General features: G+C 57.9%; 14 protein-coding genes. 3 read left to right on the top strand and 11 right to left on the bottom strand.

Annotation, left to right across the window (positions count from 1 at the left end):
- The first annotated feature begins 91 nt into the window (after positions 1-91).
- Both ELR57_RS00300 and ELR57_RS00295 read left to right on the top strand, forming a co-directional pair.
- Positions 92-730, top strand: a complete 639-nt coding sequence (locus tag ELR57_RS00300; RefSeq protein WP_126956090.1) for an efflux RND transporter periplasmic adaptor subunit — start codon at positions 92-94, stop codon at positions 728-730.
- 15 nt (positions 731-745) lie between these two features.
- Complete coding sequence (locus ELR57_RS00295; RefSeq protein ID WP_126956088.1) at positions 746-2272, top strand: DHA2 family efflux MFS transporter permease subunit; 1527 nt, start codon at positions 746-748, stop codon at positions 2270-2272.
- An 87-nt stretch (positions 2273-2359) separates the two neighbouring features.
- Here the strand turns inward: ELR57_RS00295 and ELR57_RS00290 are convergent, their stop codons facing one another.
- From ELR57_RS00290 to ELR57_RS00275, 4 genes are all read right to left on the bottom strand, one after another.
- On the bottom strand, positions 2360-4390 hold the full coding sequence (locus ELR57_RS00290; protein WP_126956086.1) for an ABC transporter ATP-binding protein: 2031 nt from the start codon (positions 4388-4390) through the stop codon (positions 2360-2362).
- Between the two features lie 67 nt (positions 4391-4457).
- Positions 4458-6206, bottom strand: a complete 1749-nt coding sequence (locus ELR57_RS00285) for an ABC transporter ATP-binding protein (RefSeq protein ID WP_126956084.1) — start codon at positions 6204-6206, stop codon at positions 4458-4460.
- Positions 6207-6724: 518 nt separating this feature from the next.
- Positions 6725-6892, bottom strand: a complete 168-nt coding sequence (locus ELR57_RS00280) for a CxxH/CxxC protein (RefSeq protein ID WP_126956082.1) — start codon at positions 6890-6892, stop codon at positions 6725-6727.
- 17 nt (positions 6893-6909) lie between these two features.
- On the bottom strand, positions 6910-8190 hold the full coding sequence (locus ELR57_RS00275; RefSeq protein ID WP_126956080.1) for a S1C family serine protease: 1281 nt from the start codon (positions 8188-8190) through the stop codon (positions 6910-6912).
- 176 nt (positions 8191-8366) lie between these two features.
- Between ELR57_RS00275 and ELR57_RS00270 the strand changes: the two genes are divergently transcribed.
- Complete coding sequence (locus tag ELR57_RS00270; protein ID WP_126956078.1) at positions 8367-8588, top strand: hypothetical protein; 222 nt, start codon at positions 8367-8369, stop codon at positions 8586-8588.
- Here ELR57_RS00270 and ELR57_RS00265 read toward each other — a convergent pair.
- The 7 genes from ELR57_RS00265 to ELR57_RS27760 all read right to left on the bottom strand — a co-directional run bounded on the left by ELR57_RS00265 (position 8578) and on the right by ELR57_RS27760 (position 16891).
- Complete coding sequence (locus ELR57_RS00265; RefSeq protein WP_126956076.1) at positions 8578-9384, bottom strand: MBL fold metallo-hydrolase; 807 nt, start codon at positions 9382-9384, stop codon at positions 8578-8580. The two genes, ELR57_RS00270 and ELR57_RS00265, sit on opposite strands and share 11 nt — an antisense overlap.
- A gap of 60 nt (positions 9385-9444) precedes the next feature.
- Positions 9445-10206 (bottom strand): two-component system regulatory protein YycI, encoded by a 762-nt coding sequence (yycI, locus tag ELR57_RS00260; protein WP_126956074.1) that lies wholly within the window; start codon positions 10204-10206, stop codon positions 9445-9447.
- 30 nt (positions 10207-10236) lie between these two features.
- A complete protein-coding gene (gene yycH / locus ELR57_RS00255; protein WP_126956072.1) occupies positions 10237-11520 on the bottom strand; it encodes a two-component system activity regulator YycH in 1284 nt (427 codons plus the stop codon).
- A complete protein-coding gene (gene walK, locus ELR57_RS00250; RefSeq protein ID WP_126956070.1) occupies positions 11517-13346 on the bottom strand; it encodes a cell wall metabolism sensor histidine kinase WalK in 1830 nt (609 codons plus the stop codon). The genes yycH and walK overlap by 4 nt, the downstream gene beginning before the upstream one ends.
- Positions 13343-14086 (bottom strand): response regulator YycF, encoded by a 744-nt coding sequence (gene yycF, locus ELR57_RS00245; protein ID WP_126956068.1) that lies wholly within the window; start codon positions 14084-14086, stop codon positions 13343-13345. Before yycF ends, walK begins: the two co-directional genes overlap by 4 nt.
- Before the next feature lie 269 nt (positions 14087-14355).
- Positions 14356-15903 (bottom strand): M23 family metallopeptidase, encoded by a 1548-nt coding sequence (locus ELR57_RS00240; protein WP_126956066.1) that lies wholly within the window; start codon positions 15901-15903, stop codon positions 14356-14358.
- 193 nt (positions 15904-16096) lie between these two features.
- Complete coding sequence (locus ELR57_RS27760; RefSeq protein ID WP_158629882.1) at positions 16097-16891, bottom strand: hypothetical protein; 795 nt, start codon at positions 16889-16891, stop codon at positions 16097-16099.
- Positions 16892-16933 lie beyond the last annotated feature (42 nt).

The raw sequence follows: 16933 nt of genomic DNA, 5'->3' as shown, positions 1-16933 counted from the left end.
TTTTGCTGGCAGGAGCATATCGTTTCCCCAATGGAGGCAAGCTACTGCCTATCGAACCATTGAGATTACCGAAGAGGAGAATAGTTGCGCCATGAAAAACTCCAAGCTTGTCCTGATCAACGTCATCGTCATCGTGCTGCTCATCGCGGCGGGCGGCGTTGCGATCTATTACTACATGCAGTCGGTGAACTATATTACGACAAGCAATGCCAAGATCGACGGTCAGGCGGTGTCGGTCGCATCCCCGGGATCGGGCACCCTGACCTCTTGGAAAGGCAATGTCGGAGAGACCTTCTCCATCGGCCAGCAGGTGGGCTCCGTGCTAACGGCCGAAGGCTCTCAGTCGATCACGGCGCCGAGCAAAGGAACCGTCGTGCAATCGAGCGGAGTCGTGAACACGAACGTCGCCCAAGGAACGGTGCTGGCTCGCCTATACGACCTCGACAGCCTGTGGGTATCCGCCAACATCTCGGAGAAGGACATCAGCGACGTCAAGCTGGATCAGACGGTCGACGTCTACGTCGACGCTTTCTCGGGAACCGACCTGACCGGCCGGGTGTCGCAGATCGGACTCGCGACCGCGGGAACCTTCTCCCTGCTGCCGACGTCGAATACGACCACGAACTATACGAAGGTCACTCAAGTCATTCCGATCGCCATTCAATTGGACGGCTATCGCGGACTGTCCCTCGCCCCCGGCATGAGCGTCAAGATCCGAATCCATAAGTAGGGAGCGAGGCCGAAAATGAACTCGAACAGAGGAGCGACGGTTGCCGTTCTAATCTTCGGGATGTTCGTGGTCATTCTGAATCAGACGATGATCAACGTCGCCATCCCCAAAATGATGAATGACCTCAACGTCTCGACCACGACGATCCAATGGCTGTCGACCGGGTTCATGCTCGCCAACGCCGTCATGATTCCCATCAGCGCCTTCCTGATGGAGACGATCCCTACCCGGACCCTGTTCATCACGGCCATGGCTCTCTTTACGGCCGGCAGCCTGATATGCGGGATCGGCTCCAGCTTCGCGCTTATCCTCGTCGGCCGGATCGTTCAGGCAATCGCCGCCGGCCTGATGATGCCGCTCGTGACCAGCATCTTCCTTCGGATCTTCCCCCCCGAGAAGATGGGCAGCGCGATGGGCATGATGGGCGTCGCGATGATGTTCGCCCCGGCGCTCGGTCCGACCTTCGCCGGGTGGGTGATCGAGCATTTCTCCTGGCGGGTCCTGTTCTTCATCATGGTTCCGCTCGGGCTGATCGAAGTCGTCTTGGCGTTCCGGCTGCTGTCCAACGTTCTGAAGCTGACCTACCCGAAGCTCGATTGGCCGGGCGTCGTCTTCTCGACGATCGGCTTCGGATCCCTGCTCTACGGGCTTAGCGAAGCGGGCAGCAAAGGCTGGGGAAGCGCCGTCGTCCTCAGCACGATCGTGATCGGAATTCTGTTCCTGGTGTTCTTCGTCTGGAGGCAGCTGACCGCGAAGACGCCGCTCTTGAATCTGAGGGTATTCACCGTGTATTTGTTCTCGATGACGACTCTCGTTAGTGTCGTCATTAATATCGCGATGTTCGGAGCCATGCTGCTGCTGCCGATCTATATCCAGAACATTCGCGGCTATACCGCGCTTCAATCCGGCCTGCTCATGCTGCCGGGAGCCGTCATCATGGGAATCATGTCTCCGATCTCCGGGGCCTTGTTCGACAAAATCGGGGTTCGCCCGCTCGCGATCATCGGTCTGGCCATCACGACCGTGACGACGTACGAGTTCACCCATCTGACGGACGGGACGTCTTACTCCCACTTAATGGTTCTCTACATGCTCCGCAGCTTCGGAATGTCCTTCATCATGATGACGATCATGACGGCCGGCTTGAACGCGCTGCCCATCGAGATGAAGAGCCACGGGAGCGCCGTCTCCAATACGATTCGGCAAGTGGCCAGCTCTCTGGGAACTGCGCTCTTGATCACCGTCGAATCGACGCGAGCCAATGCGCACATCGCCAACTACGTGAACAGCATTACCTTGAACAACCCGATCGCGGCCGACAACTTCGCTTCGTTCGAGAGAGCTATCGCCGGGCTGACCGGACTGCCGCCGGATGTGGGAGCCGCTTATGCCATCACTCTCATCAGCGGGCTGGCCACCAAGCTGTCCACGATCGAAGGCATCAACGATTCCTTCGTGGTGGCGATGTGCATAACGGCCCTGGGCGTAATCTTCTCGCTCTTCCTCTCCCGGCCGAAGAAGCAGCCGAAGCCGGCGAAATAAGCGAAAATGCCTTCGCCGCCTTCTCCCGCCAACAACACGCATAACGAAAATAAGAGCCCGCGCCTCCCTGGCGCGGGCTCTTTACCTTTATACGCTTAACGCGGGCGATACGGCCGCTCCGCCTTGCTGAAGCTGATACATGCCGTAATACTTGCCCTTCTGCTCCATCAGCTCGTCGTGATTGCCGCGCTCGACGATCTCCCCGTGATCGAGCACGAGAATCTGGTCCGCCTGGCGGATCGTCGACAGCCGGTGGGCGATCACGAATGTCGTGCGTCCCTTCTTCAACACGTCGAGGGCAGCCTGGATGATCGCTTCCGTCTCCGTGTCGATGCTCGCCGTCGCTTCGTCGAGAATCAGAATGGCCGGATCGTAGGCAAGCGCCCGGGCGAAGGAGATTAGCTGACGCTGACCGGCGGACAGCGTGCTTCCCTTCTCGATGACCGGCTCGTCGATGCCGTTCGGCAGGCTCTGGAACATCTCGTAGGCGCCGACGTCCTTCAGCGCTTTCTCGACCTTCTCCCGGCTGATCTCCGGATTATCGAGGCTGACGTTCGAAGCGATCGTTCCGGTGAACAGGAACGGATCCTGAAGCACGATGCCCATGTGCTGGCGGAGCATCTGCTTCGGGGTGTCCATAATGCTGGTTCCGTCGATCGTAATCGTGCCCTTCTCGATATCGTAGAAGCGGAACAGAAGGTTCAGGATCGAGCTCTTCCCGGAGCCGGTATGGCCGACGAGCGCGACCGTCTGGCCCTGCTTCGCGTCGAACGAGATGTTCTTCAACACGTAGTCGTCGCCTTTGTAAGCGAAGGTGACGTCCTTGAAGCTGACCTCTCCCTTGTAGCGTTCCATCTTGCCCTCGGCCACGTCGACTCCGGGTTCGTCCATCAGCTCGAACACCCGCTCCGCCGAGATGCGGGCCGTTTCCAGATTGGACAACTGGTTGACGATCCCGACGATCGGCTGGAACATGCGGGACATGTAGTCGACGAAGGCATACAGGAGGCCGACCGTAATCGCGCTTCCGAGCTTATCTCCCCAGAACAACCAGACTACCGAGATAAAAACGATATTCCGGAGCACGTTGACCAGGTTATGGGAGGTAATGGAGTTCAGGCTCAACATCTTGTTCTGGTAAGCGTAGAACTCCTTGTTGTGGTCGTCGAACTCCTCCATCGTCTGCTTCTGCCTGCGGAAAGCCTGAATGATCGGCATTCCGTTGATCGATTCGTTGATCATCGCGTTGATATCGCTGAGCTTCGTTCGGATAATGCGATTATAGCGCTCCGCGAACTTGCGGTAGATAATGATCCAAGCGATCAGGATCGGGATGACCGGCAGCGCGATCAGCGCCAGCTTCGGGCTCATCAGGAACAGCGCGCCCATGATGGCCGCCATGTAGATAGCGCCGGAGAAGAAATTCGCCAATACGGCGACGAACAGCTCGCGAATCGTCTCCGTATCGTTCGAGATGCGTGAGACGATCTTCCCGGCCGGCAGGTTGTCGAAGTACTGGACCGGCAGCCGCTGCGAGTGCGCGAACACGTCCTCGCGGAGCCGCTGGACGATCCGGTTCGCCGACGTCTGGAGCAGCATGCGCTGGCCGTAAGTGAACAGCGCCGCCAGCACCAGCAGTCCGACGTAGATCGCGGCCAGCTGCAGCAGGATTGGAATCTCCGGCTTGTAGAACTGATAAAGCTCATCCTTGCTGAGCTTCGTAACCTCATAAGTCGCCGGATTCCCGTTCTCCGGCGTAATCGTCATCGTTCCGTCCGCGACCTTGCGTTGGCCCTCGATGACCGTCTCGCCCTCGTACCAGTAGAAGCCGCCGTCAGCCTGCAGCACCCGTACCGGGGCGCCTAAGATATCGTCCGCGGAGATGTGATCTCCCCGCTTGTAATACTTTCCTTTATATTCGGCCTTCTTGCCGCTTGCCGAGCTGACTTCGTACCAGGTTTTCTCGATGCCGAGAATGTTCTGGTCGATCATCCGCTTCGCGATGACCGGGCCGATCAGCTCTACGCTGACCGCCAGCAGCAGGAATGCAAGAGCAAGAAGAATCGATCTCTTATAGAGCATGGCATATTGGAACAGCCTCTTGCCCGTCGTTCCCATGGATGAACACCTTCAATCTTTGTTAAGAATGCAAACCGCAACGCTTTCCGGACCTCCGCGCCTCGTCTTAAGAGGCGTCCACCATCGCTTCAAGCTGCTGACGGTCGAACTGCTCCTTGTACCAGCCGCCCCAAGCGAGCAATTGTTCGTGAGTGCCTTCCTCGATGACCTGGCCCTCGTCCAGGACAAGAATCCAATCCGCGTGCTGAACCGCCGACAGGCGGTGCGTCGTAATAATCGTTGTCTTGCCTGCGCGCTCCGTGCGGATGCCTTCGATAATCTCCGCTTCGGTCTTCGCGTCCACCGCCGACAAAGCGTCGTCCAGCAGCAGGATCTCGGGATCCGCGATCAAGGCGCGGGCAATGCTTACCCGCTGCTTCTGGCCGCCCGACAGCGCCACGCCCTTCTCTCCGACGAGGGTCTCGAGACCCTCCGGCAGATAACGAATGTCCTTCGCGAACGAAGCTCTCGCCAGCGCGCGCTGGATGTCCTCTTCCGTGGCATTCTCGTCGCCGAACAGGATGTTCTCCCGGATCGTCCGGGAGAAGAGAATCGGCTGCTGCGGCACATAGCCGATCCAGCCAAGCAGGCGTTCGATCTCCAGCTTCTCAAGCGGAATCCCGGAGATCGTAATTTCCCCTCTTCCGAGAGGATACTCGCGCAGCAGCTGCTTCAGAAGCGTCGTCTTGCCGCTGCCCGTGCGTCCTACGACTCCGAGCGTCTGCCCCGGCTTCAGGCGGAAGTTGACCGCCACGAGATTGTCGATGACGGAGCTCGGGTAGCGGAAGGTGACGTCGTTGAATTCGATGCCCTCCGGCTTCGCGACCGCCACGAGATTCTCTCCGTCGTCGACGTCCGGCTTGTAGTTCAGCGTCTCCGTCACGCGATCGAGAGAAGCGTTGCCCCGCTGCATGAGGTTGATGAGCTCGCCGATGGCGAACATCGGCCAGATCAGCATCCCGAGGAACATGTTGAACGAGACGAGCTCGCCGAGCGTGATCTCGCTCCGGAACACCAGGTAGCCGCCGTAGCAGAGCCCGATGATATAACTCATATTAACGAGAAGCTTATTCGATGGCTCGAACAGGGAATCGATCTTGGCGACCTCCAGGTTCTTGCTCAGCACCTCGTTCGTCTTGGCATGGAACCGTTCCCGGTCGGCCTTCTCCTGCACGTATGCGCGCACGACCCGAACCCCGGATACCGATTCCAACACCTGATCGTTGAGCTCGCCGAATGCGTCCTGGGCGCTCATGAAGCGATCGTGGATCTTCTTGCCGAGCTTCATCATGAGCAGGGCGAGGATCGGCAGCGGCAGCAGCGCCGCAAGCGTCAGCTTCCAGCTGATCAACACGGCCATCATGAAGAGAATGGAGAGCATGAAGATGGAGGAGTCCACCAGCGTCAGAATGCCGAAGCCGGCCGTATTCGAGATGGCCCACAGGTCATTCGTCGCCCGGGCCATGAGATCGCCCGTCCGGTTGCGCTCGTAGAACGTCGGCGTCATCTTCAGGAAGTGGCGCATCAGCCGCTTGCGCAGAAGCCTCTCCAGCAGGAACGCCCCGCCGAAGAGCTGGTACATCCATACGTAAGTGACGGCGTAGCTCACCAAGGTAATGCCGACCCAGATCAGAACGAATTCGATAAAGCCTTGCGTACCCAGCGCTCCCTCATGGATACGGTCGATCGTCTGGCCGAGCAGACGCGGGGGCAGTACCTCCACGATGCCGACGGCGATCAGCAGAATGACCGCGACCGAGTACCTTTTCCAATGGAGCTTGAAGAACCAACCCAACTTGCTTAGAACCGTGAACACTCGTCTTTCACACCTTTCCGCGGATCAGAATCCGCTAGAAACCTCAAACCGAATGCCTGACAACCCTTAAGGACAAAAACAGCGTACCGCCCGCAAGCGATACGCCATTCGCCGGTCAGAGAACGTGTGTTCCCTTTGAGCGGCGTAAGAAAGGCGCACGATTACGGGGACGTAACCATGCGCCTTGGAAGATTAGCCAAGTTAGAAGCGCGCGATGGGATTACGTCCATTCAAGCGAGTGCGGCGATGGAACATCGGAACAATCAGTAGGTTAGACATGGAACGCAATCCTCCTTTCGATTTGTGAAATCTATTTGACACTTTATCATCGATCCAAGGAAGCTGTCAATCGGCTCCAAGGTATTTTCTGATAAAATTTACACGTTCTTTAAAACCCCTTATTCTCACCGGAGTACCTAAATTTAGGCAGGATAGCAGAACCCGTGCCGTTACGGGACAAAAGACAAGCGCCGTTGTTCACGGGGAACACCGGCGCTCGCCAAGTCTTATTAGATTGACTATACGATCAGAATCTCGGCGGGGCCGTCGCACCACTCGCAACGCTTCGGCGCTTCCCACGCGGTAAACGTCGCTTCTCCCAGATTCACCAAGTCCGGCGCATCCTCGTACTCGTCGACAAACTTATCGATGGCCAATTCCACATGCTCCTTGCACACGCAATACATCAATTGCAGATCCTTTCCTATTCCGAGTCGTCGCTCTTCTCCGCCAATTTTACGGACAGCTGCTGCTGCTTGCCGTCGCGATAGAACGTTACCGTAAGCGATTCCCCGATTTTCTTGTTGTTATACAGATACTTTCGCATCTCGACCGCATTGTCGATCTTCTGATCGTCGAACTTGACGATCACGTCGTTCAGCTTCAGGCCCGCTTCCTTCGCCGGACCTGTGGCTTCCATGATCAGAACGCCCTTCTTCACGTTGTCCGGCACCGGAATCGGGGTGAGCTTCTGGTCCTCCGGAATCTTCTCGGCTTCGGGGTCTTCCTCGATCGCTTGCTGTTCCTTCACCGAATCGAGATAGGATGCGAAGTCCATGGAGTAGATGCCCAAGTAGGGCCTAAGAACCTTGCCGTGATCCAGCAGCTCGCCGACGATCGGCATGGCGTCGTTGATCGGAATGGCGAAGCCGATTCCCTCGACTCCCATGTCCGCCACCTTCATGCTGTTGATGCCGACGAGCTTGCCGTCCAGGTCGACGAGCGCTCCGCCGCTGTTGCCGGCGTTGATCGCCGCGTCGGTCTGGATCACTTCTTCTTCCCAATCGTAGATGCCGTTCTGGTTGAGCGAGATGGGGAGGACGCGGTGAAGGTTGGATACGATGCCCGAGGTGAGCGAGTCGCCGAATCCGAGCGGATTGCCGATCGCGATGACCGTCTCGCCTTCCCGAAGCGCTTCCGAATCGCCTACCGATGCGACGACGTCGATGCTCGCCGCGTCGGTCTCGAGCACGGCGAGATCGCTGATCGTATCCTTCCCGACGATCTTAGCCGGAAGCATCTTGCCTCCGACCAGAACGACCTGCACCTCCGCGGCGTCCTGCAGAACGTGAGCGTTCGTTATGATATGCGCCTTGCCGTCCTTCTTCTCGAAGATGACGCCGGAGCCGAGGCTCGCGTTATCGAGCGACTCTTCGTCTCCCAGGTCCAGGTTCTGCTTCGTTCGATTGATGATGCTGACGACGGCGGGCCTTATCTTCGCCGAAGCGGTGATCGTCCTCTCGGAGGTCTCCTGGATCGGCGCGGAGCTGACCATCTTGACCTGTCCGCCTCCGCCGCCATGGTCGATAAACAGCGTAAACACGAAGGCGACCACGAGCGAACTGGCCAAGGAGGAGATCAGCGCGACCCGGAACATCGAGCCGTATCGGTCGGTGCCGAAGGACCTTTCTCTTCCGAATCGGAAATTCCTGCGGGTCTTCCGCTTCACCCGCGTCGAGTAGAAATCATCGTCGAACAAGCCCATTCCTGCACCATCCCTTAATCTAGGGAGCCTGAACCCCAATTGTTGCGATCCCCTATTATATCGTCTGCAATATCGGAATATATTTGTCTGATTTGACTAAAATACTAATAGAATTGCTAGTAGGAAGCAAGGCAATCGGACAAACTAATTCTATGTAATGAAAGGAAGTCCTGCCAATGAAGCCTTCCGTTCTGACCGACTCCCTGCTGGAGCTCGCCTCTCGGCTCTCCCAGCTGAAGGAAGAGCACTATCAACAGCTGGTCGTCCTCGATTCCCTGATCGAGCTGCTCGTCGAGAAAGGCGTTCTGACGCCGGATGAGCTGCGCCGCAAAGCCCGCGAGAGCGAAGCCGAGCTGGAGCTCGAAGCCGGCGCGGGCCCAGCCTCCGTTATGACTTGACCAAGTCCCATGGGGTCGGCTTGTCGTAGTGAGTCTCGCATAAGGCGAATTCATTCGCTTGATAGAAGATTCCGCCATCCTCCAGCACGTTCGACACGGTCATCTTGGCCAGCTCCATCATGTTGTGCTCTTGGCTGAGATGGGCAAGGTAGACCCTGCGCGTCGCGCCGTCCGTCAGAAGGGCCCGAAGCGCTTCGCCTGCCGCTTCGTTCGAGAGATGCCCGGTATCTCCGAGAATGCGCCGCTTGATATTCCACGGGTATCTTCCCATGCGCAGCATATTGACGTCGTGGTTGGATTCCAGCACCAGAACGTTCGAATTCTTCAATTGGCTCATGACCCTGTCGCTCACATAACCGAGGTCGGTGGCTAAGCTCAGCTTCGCTCCCCCGGATTCGAAGCAGTAGCCGACCGGTTCGGCGGCATCGTGCGAGATGCCGTAGGACTCGATCCGCAGGTCGAACAGCTCCATGGCGCTGTCGGACGGCATGATCTTCCGCTGCTCGTCCCCGATCTCGCCGACATGCTTATGCATGGCCGCCCACGTCTTCTCGTTGGCGTAGATCGGCAGCTTGTATTTGCGCGCAAGCGCGCCAAGCCCCTTGATATGATCGGAGTGCTCATGCGTCACGAAGATCGCGTCCAGGTCGCTGCCGGACACTTCTCTTTCTTGCATCAACTCTTCTATTTTCCTAGCGCTTAGACCGACATCTACTAGAACCGTAGCCGCGCTTGACGACACGACTGTCGCATTGCCGGTCGAACCGCTGCATAATACCGTAAATCGAAGCCCCATGCCGCAGTCCTCTTTCTGTTTTGTTTCTCCTCTTGCCCGCGGCCGGCATTCCCGCTCCGTTTAAGCCGGAATGTCCGCGCCGCTTGCCTTCTCTTTGTCCGTCACGACTTCGCCGCTGATGGCGTTCACGTAGAACACTTCTCCGTCATCCAGCAATACCTTCCACGAAGGAGCCGATAACTGAATCTCCGAGTCGAGAATTTGCCCGTGATACCCGAGCTGAATCACCCGAATCGTCGAACCCGCCGGCAGGTAGCTCGAGATGAGCTTCGCCAACGCCATCGTAGCCGGCAGTACTTTCTGCCGCTTCGAATCCTCCGGAGATAAGCTCTCGACCGTATCCTGGCGATAGGCCGTGATCTTCTGGTCCCTGTAATATAGCTCTACTTTGATATCGAAGATCGGCCAATTATCGAACATGCGATTCAGCACGTATACGCCGTCGCGGCTGCTCAAGTAATCGAAGCGATATTGGGCGAGACCCGGGATCGTCGCCCCTAGCGCCGTCTGAAGCTCCTCTTCCGTGTACACGACCCGCGTATTCGGCTGAGGGTTCAGCGTGACCCCCGTCGCTCCGCTAGCGGGCGTCGCCTTTAGCCGATACGTCAGCTGCTCCAGCATCTCCGGCGTCTCCGTCGGTATCTCCGCTTCGACATGAATCCCCTTGAGGCTCATCGCCTGCCGCGTCTCGGCCGGAAGCGAGGTCCAATCGACGGCCGAGTCGATCCGCTCCTGCCATTCCGTCCACAACTGATAGCCCAGAACCAAATTGAGCAGCAGAAAAGCAATAATCAGAACGCTCTTGGCTCGACCCCAATCCATCCTCGCCCCTCCTTCCTCGCGCTTCTTCGCTTAGCCAACAGGCTTGACCTCGCCGCTTGCGAGACGAATCGCCCAGACCGGCTGCAGCAGCATCGTGTCTTCCTCCAGCTTGGGCCGGTAGGCCGGGAAGATGGATTCCACGGTTTCTCCGCCGGCTGCTTCGCGGATCATCGCGAGCAGGTCGTTTCCCGACGGCAGCTTCTGCGACGCGCCTTTGATTTGCTTCTCGCTCTCCAGCACGAACATGGAGCGCTCATACGAGGAGACGATCCCTTGCTGGAGAGTGAGCTGCATGTACCCGAACCGGAAGTCCCCGTTCGAGACGATCGGCAGTCCGGCGTAATCCTGTTGGAATCGAACCACGCTGTCGTTGGCCGGTCCCAGCGACCGTACGAGGCGATGCGGGTTGCCCCAACCGCCGTGCTGGTTAACGAACTGAACCGACGCTTCGATATTGTCGGTCAGGTTATTCTGAGTGTCGGTTGGCGTTACCAAGTCGGTATAGGACATCCAACCAAGCGTGGTCTCCAGCTTCAGAGCCCGCTTCCAGTCCGTGATGATCTGCGTCCCTTCCTGCTGATCCTGAATCATCTTGGTGGTGCTTGGGTCCGTGAACAGGTTGCGCTGAAGCTGATCCGACGTATACGAGGAATAAGGCACCCTCAGGATGTCATAGCTCTTGGCCTGGTCCGGCACGTAGACGCCGCCGTCCCAATACTTGAACGGAGTCCAGTACTGGCCGAAGCCGATGTATTGCTGGACGTCCTGAACGGTCAGGTCGGCCCGCAGCGATTCGTAGACGTTCTGCCCATCCGAGCTGAAGAAGAAGGTCCGAACCTCTTCCCGATCCTGCCTGGCGAAGATCCAGATCCGGTTGATCATATCGGAATTGACGATAAAATCCGTGTCGACCTTGAACACCCGCTGCAGAAGCTCGATCGGAATCGCCCGGCTGAAGCGCACTTCGATGCCAAGATCGTTCCGCCGAACCTGATCCCAATTGATCTTGCCGATGGAGTCTCTCTGCAAGCCTTTGAACTCGCGTCCCTTCAGCTTGTCCAGCACCATGTCGTAGAACGTATCGTTCGGGTAGAACACCGTGTGCTTATCCAAGCCCATATGGAGCACCAGCTCTTCCGGATAGAGGAGATTCTCCACCTTCTCCTCCGGACCGAGGGGATCGGCCTTGACGTAGTTCTGCTCCGTCTTCACGTTCGCTTCCATGCTGGGCATGCTGTAGGCCAGGAAGTAACTCTGCACCAAGCTGATGACGACCAGCAAGGTCAGCAGTAGCGACTTGAGCTTCTCCATCATGGGTGCTCACTTCCTTCCTGGGTCAGCGGCAAGGTAACGGTGACCGTCGTCCCGGCGCCAAGCTCCGACTCGATTCCGACGGAGCCGCCATGCGCGCGGACGATTTCCCGGGCAATGGAGAGGCCGAGCCCGGTGCCGCCCATGCTGCGCGAGCGAGCCTTGTCCACGCGATAGAAACGGTCGAAAATATGGGCGAGATCCTTCTTCGGAATGCCGATTCCGGTATCCTTCACCGCGATCGACAGATGCCGGGGATCGATGATCCGTGCCGATAGAAGGATCGAGCCGCCGTCCAGCGTATACTTGATGGCGTTCGACATCAGGTTGTCCAGCACTTGATCGATGCCGTCGCGGTCGATCCAGGCCTTCTGCAGGCCGGGATCGACCTGCACGCGCACCGTAATCGCCTTCTGCCGGAGCTGCAAGGAGAAGCGGTCGACGACATCCTCCGTCATCTCCGCGAGATCGGTCATCTGGCGGCGAAGCTGCGATTGGCGGGAATCGAAACGGGATAGGTGAAGAAGGTCGGTAACGAGCCGGATCATCCGCTCCGTCTCGCTTCGAATAACGCCGACGAACCGTTCCGCGAGCGGCGGTTCCTCCATCGCGCCGTCGTCCAGCGCTTCGGCGTAGCTCTTGATCGTCGTTAGCGGAGTTCGCAGCTCGTGCGACACGTTCGCGACGAACTCGCGGCGCGTCTGCTCGAGCTTCTCGGACTCGGTGACGTCGTGAAGCACGGCGATCGAGCCGACGACGCCTTTGTCCCGGCGCCGGATGGGCGTCAACGTGACCCGGAAGACCAGATTCTCTTCGTCTTCCGACGGCTGCCGGTGGATCAGCAGCGTCGATTCCCTGCCCTCCAGCGCTTCCGCGATCGGAGTCTTGTCGATATCGAGGCATTCCGATGCGGTACGCCCCTCGGGGTTCTCGATGCCGAGCATCGCCCGGGCGCGCCGGTTCGCCACGATAACCTGGCCGATCTCATCCGTCGCCAGCACGCCGTCGCTCATGTTGGACAGGATCGAGCTCAGCTTCTCCTTCTCTTCCTCATTGATAGACAGCGCTTCGCCGAGCCGGTCGGTCATCTCGTTGAAGGCCAGGCTGAGCTGCCCGATCTCGTCCTTCCCCAGTACCGGAACCCGTTCCTCGAAGCGTCCTTCCGCGACCGCGGTGACCTGGCGCGTCAGCGCCTTGATCGGCTGCGTGATCGTGCCGGCGATCAGGATGCCGAGCACCGCCGTAAGGCCGAGGGCGAGCAGCATGCCGGTGACGAAGATCTGGTTCACCCGCTCCACCGTCTGGTACAGGTCCTTCATCGATGCGACGATATAGACCGCGCCGACAACCTTGCCGTTGTTCATGACCGGCTTGACGACGATTCTCTTCCTGACGTTGTCCGTGTCGATTATCTCTTCGGTGTTGTCGTTGATCCCCTGAAGGGCGCGGCTTACCAGAAGCGAAGTGTTCTTCCGGCCGACATAGGACTGATGCTCTTCAAGCGAAGTGGTCAACACCCGGCCGCTCGCGTCGAGCACCTGGGCCTCGGCCCCGCTTATGTTGAACAAGTTGCTTACCAGCTGCGCAAGCTGGGATTCGCTGCCCTCGTCCGCTATCGTCGATTCCCCTTGCTTGGCGATCGCCGAGCTGGCCATAACCGTGAGCAGTTGGGCTTGGGAATCCAAGTTCTCCGTGAACAAGTCGATCTGCGAGTTCTTCATCGTGCTGATAAAATAAACCCCAATCAGCTGGAGAGCGATCAGGATCAGAAGAAGCACCATGATGATGAGCTTGGCTTGAATCGTGCGGAACGGACGAAGCAGCTTCATCCACCGAATCCGCCTGTCGCCATCTTCGGATTGCGCATCAGATAACCGAGCCCTCGCCGCGTCAGAATAATCTCCGGACGGCTTGGATCATCCTCCAGCTTCTCGCGCAGACGGCGAATCGTCACGTCGACCGTGCGAACGTCGCCGAAGTACTCGAAGCCCCACACCGCTTGAAGCAGATGTTCCCGGGTCATAACCTTGCCGCTGTTGCGCGCCAGATAATGAACCAGCTCGAATTCGCGGTGCGTCAGATCGAGCGGCTGCCCGTTCTTGTACACCACGTACATATCCGTATCGATAAACAGATTAAACAGCTTAAGCCCCTGACGCTCGACATCCCCGGCGGAGTCCTCCTCCGACCTAGTCGCGTCCAGCTTGCGCTGGCGGCGCAGATGCGCCTTCACCCGCGCGAGCAGCTCGCGGGTGCCGAACGGCTTCGTCACGTAGTCGTCGGCGCCAAGCTCAAGGCCAAGCACTTTATCCAGCTCGGTGTCCTTCGCCGTCAGCATGATGATCGGCGTGGACAGCTTGCTTCGCACCTCGCGGCACACATCCATGCCGTCCTTCTCCGGCAGCATCAGGTCGAGAAGAATGAGGTCCGGATCGATCTCGAACGCGAGCCGGACGGCCGCTTCGCCGTCGAACGCGCAGACGACCTCGTAGCCTTCCTTCTCCAGGTTGAACTTCAGGATATCCGCAATCGGACGCTCGTCGTCCACCACTAATATTTTCCCAGGCATATGGTTAAAGCCTCCTGTCTCGGGGAAGCATTCTATCTCTTCTATTCTAACATAATAGGCAAGCCGCGCGTAGCTTCGGAGGAAGCCCTTCCGCTGGGCATTCCCGCCTAGGTTTCCAACGATTACGGTCCCGCATCCTTCTTCAGCCTGATCTTGCCCAATTCGGGCCGAACGATACGTCGCCGGTCCCCTTCAAACAGAAAACCACCGGAGCTTCCTCCGATGGTTTTCCCTGTATGATCTAACCTTTTTGTCTGTTTGTATTCTCTCTATAGATAACTCGTCGGGTTCTTCAGAACCCCGTTCAGGTAAACCTCGAAATGAAGATGAGTGCCGGTGGAATGGCCGGTGCTGCCCATGATGCCGACCTTATCCCCCTTGGAGACGACTTGCCCCTTCTTCACGGAGATGCTCTTCATGTGGCCATACAGCGTCTTGAAGCCATTGTTATGATTGATAATGACCGCGTTGCCGTAGCCGTTCTTCTGACCCGCGAACTCTACCGTTCCGTTGTCGGCCGCCATGATCGTCTTGCCGCCGATCATATCGATGCCCTTGTGCATGCTGCCCCAGCGCGATCCCATGTAGCTCGTGATGCGAGCGCCGGTTACCGGCCAAGCGAAATTGCCCGATCCTTCGCTCGGGATCACCTTCGTGCCCTTCACGATAATGGTGGATACCGCCGCCTTCAATACCTTGGAGGAGACTTGCTCCTCTTCGATCATGGCTCCGTTCCGTTTGGTCAAGCGGTATGTAACCTCTCGCTGGCCTTCCGTTCCCGTTCTCAGCGTCTTCGATTGGCCCAGCTTGATGTCGTCGCTCTTGCGAATCTCGACCGGAGGATCGATGATCTCGATCTCGGTAACCGTCTCCTCCGATTGAACGTTCAGGACCGGGGTATTCTTGGTGACGTCCAGAACATCGCCCACATCGATCTTGTCGTTCACGATCCAAGGATTGTTCGCCTTGAGGAAGGCGACCGACAGGTTCAGCTTCTTGGCGATACAGCCGAGGCAGTCGCCCTGCTGGACGGTGTACGTCTTCTTCTCCGGATTGCCCGTCGTCAGCTCGGAGTAGAGCTCGTTCACGTCGTCGATGTCGCTCAGCTCGATCTTGACGGGAACCGTCTTGACGTCCTCCTCGAAGGAGATCGATTCGACGACTCGAGATGGCGAAGCGCTCGCGGCCGAAGCCGTAAAGGAGAGCGCCTTGACCGTGCTCTTCCCGTTCGCCTTCGCATCGGCCGGAATGAACTTGGCCTTGACCTTCTGAAGAAGCGCATCCGCCTCTTCCTGATTCTTCACGATTCCGATCTCTTTGCCGTCGACGACAAGCTTGATGCCGACCGGGTGGGTCGAGAGTCCCGCCTTCAGGGCCGCCAGCGTAGCCTCGTCGTCCGGCGTCTGGTTGTAAGCACTTACACTCTCGTATGCGACCTGATTCTCGTCCAGCTCGTACCGGATATCTGCAGCTTCCTGGGAGAGCTGTTCTTTCTTGGCGTTCAATGCGCTTTCGACCAACCGCTGGTCGCTGATCTCGCCGATCACTTGTCCGTTAAGCATGACTTTATAGTATGAATTCGTGTTGGCCTGGACATATTGATTGGCTGCGATGAATACTGCCGCGATGGCGAGAATGCCGACGCCGGTCGCGATGAGCGGAGCTTTATGGTGAGCGAATAAGTGCTGCGTAGTAGGCTTCGTCTTCTTGGCGAGATGCTTGGTGTTCTTCACGCACGTAGACCAGAACCTTTGGAGTCCTTGCCGCATGGCGGCCATAGATCCACGGCTTTGGTCCGTTCTCTTGAATACGGCCATGAGTATCTCCTTTGGGATGACTTCGGTTAACAACCGGTAAACTTTTCCGATATTTTGTCAACTTGACTTAAACTTTAGCATACCTTTAACAAGTCTATCAATAAAACGATTATGAAGATTATCTCATAATAACAGGCAAAAAGCCCCGGGTGTCCGGGGCCTTTACGATCATATGGATATGGGGCTATCGGAGTTAGCGTTCGACAGAAGTCGACTGCCCTTGGATGATCGCCATCATCTGGTCATATTCCTGCTCGCTCAGAGCGCCCTTAAGAAGCTCCTGAACCTTGGGCAGCTCCTGCTCGTCGACGCCGCCTTTCAGATAGGAAGACAGCTGCTGCAGCTGATCGGAATCCAGCTTCGAAACGACGAGAGAATAGAGCCGCTGACGGTCCTCCGCGGTCATCGCCGATCCCGACGAGCTTCCCGATCCGTTATTCCAGACAGGGATCGCCTCTCCGTCATCCGGCTTGACCGCGTCTGTCCCCCCGGTCGTCTCGCCGCCGGCGCCCGCTTCCCCACCCGGTACTTGCGAAGGGGCGTTGGCATCCGGCGTATCGTCCGGATTCGGAGACGGGACCTCCCCGTCCGTTATGCCGCTCGTCGTTCCGTCCGTTGTGCCGTCCGTTGTGCCGTCGGTTGTACCGTTCGTTACGCCGTCCGTCGTTCCGTCCGGCAAGTTGTCCGGCTCCGGAGAAGATGTCCCTTCCGAGCCTGAGCTGAGCCCCGTTGTCTGCGAGGGAGAAGACGAAGGCGGAGAAGAGGCCGTAGATGCCTCGTCCGACTTCTTCGGAGAGTGGTCCGCTCCCCACAGCGTTCCCCATACGCCGGAGAGCGCGAACGGCTCTACCTCCAGCGGGATATCCAATTGTTTGACGACGGTCTGCAAGTAACTGTTCACGATGTAGCCGGTCGTCCAAATGCATAAGAAGCTGAGCAAGATTGCGCTAGCCGCCAATTTCGCCGCCCAGCCGATCCATCTCCACATTCGATTGCCCTCCTGCCTATGTTTTCATAGGTTTAGTATGGG

This window comes from Cohnella sp. AR92 (assembly GCF_003990975.1).
In the GTDB taxonomy this organism is placed as follows: Bacteria; Bacillota; Bacilli; order Paenibacillales; family Paenibacillaceae; genus Cohnella.
Note: the sequence above shows the minus strand (reverse complement) of the source record. Positions and strands in the feature narration are given on the sequence as shown.

Excerpts from the sequence above, each read along its gene's own strand:
- ELR57_RS00300 (WP_126956090.1), top strand. The coding sequence starts at position 92 with ATGAAAAACTCCAAGCTTGTCCTGATCAACGTCATCGTCATCGTGCTG.
- ELR57_RS00295 (WP_126956088.1), top strand. The coding sequence starts at position 746 with ATGAACTCGAACAGAGGAGCGACGGTTGCCGTTCTAATCTTCGGGATG.
- ELR57_RS00290 (WP_126956086.1), bottom strand. The coding sequence starts at position 4,390 with ATGGGAACGACGGGCAAGAGGCTGTTCCAATATGCCATGCTCTATAAG.
- ELR57_RS00280 (WP_126956082.1), bottom strand. The coding sequence starts at position 6,892 with ATGTATTGCGTGTGCAAGGAGCATGTGGAATTGGCCATCGATAAGTTT.
- ELR57_RS00275 (WP_126956080.1), bottom strand. The coding sequence starts at position 8,190 with ATGGGCTTGTTCGACGATGATTTCTACTCGACGCGGGTGAAGCGGAAG.
- ELR57_RS00270 (WP_126956078.1), top strand. The coding sequence starts at position 8,367 with ATGAAGCCTTCCGTTCTGACCGACTCCCTGCTGGAGCTCGCCTCTCGG.
- ELR57_RS00265 (WP_126956076.1), bottom strand. The coding sequence starts at position 9,384 with ATGGGGCTTCGATTTACGGTATTATGCAGCGGTTCGACCGGCAATGCG.
- yycI (WP_126956074.1), bottom strand. The coding sequence starts at position 10,206 with ATGGATTGGGGTCGAGCCAAGAGCGTTCTGATTATTGCTTTTCTGCTG.
- yycH (WP_126956072.1), bottom strand. The coding sequence starts at position 11,520 with ATGATGGAGAAGCTCAAGTCGCTACTGCTGACCTTGCTGGTCGTCATC.
- walK (WP_126956070.1), bottom strand. The coding sequence starts at position 13,346 with ATGAAGCTGCTTCGTCCGTTCCGCACGATTCAAGCCAAGCTCATCATC.
- yycF (WP_126956068.1), bottom strand. The coding sequence starts at position 14,086 with ATGCCTGGGAAAATATTAGTGGTGGACGACGAGCGTCCGATTGCGGAT.
- ELR57_RS00240 (WP_126956066.1), bottom strand. The coding sequence starts at position 15,903 with ATGGCCGTATTCAAGAGAACGGACCAAAGCCGTGGATCTATGGCCGCC.
- ELR57_RS27760 (WP_158629882.1), bottom strand. The coding sequence starts at position 16,891 with ATGTGGAGATGGATCGGCTGGGCGGCGAAATTGGCGGCTAGCGCAATC.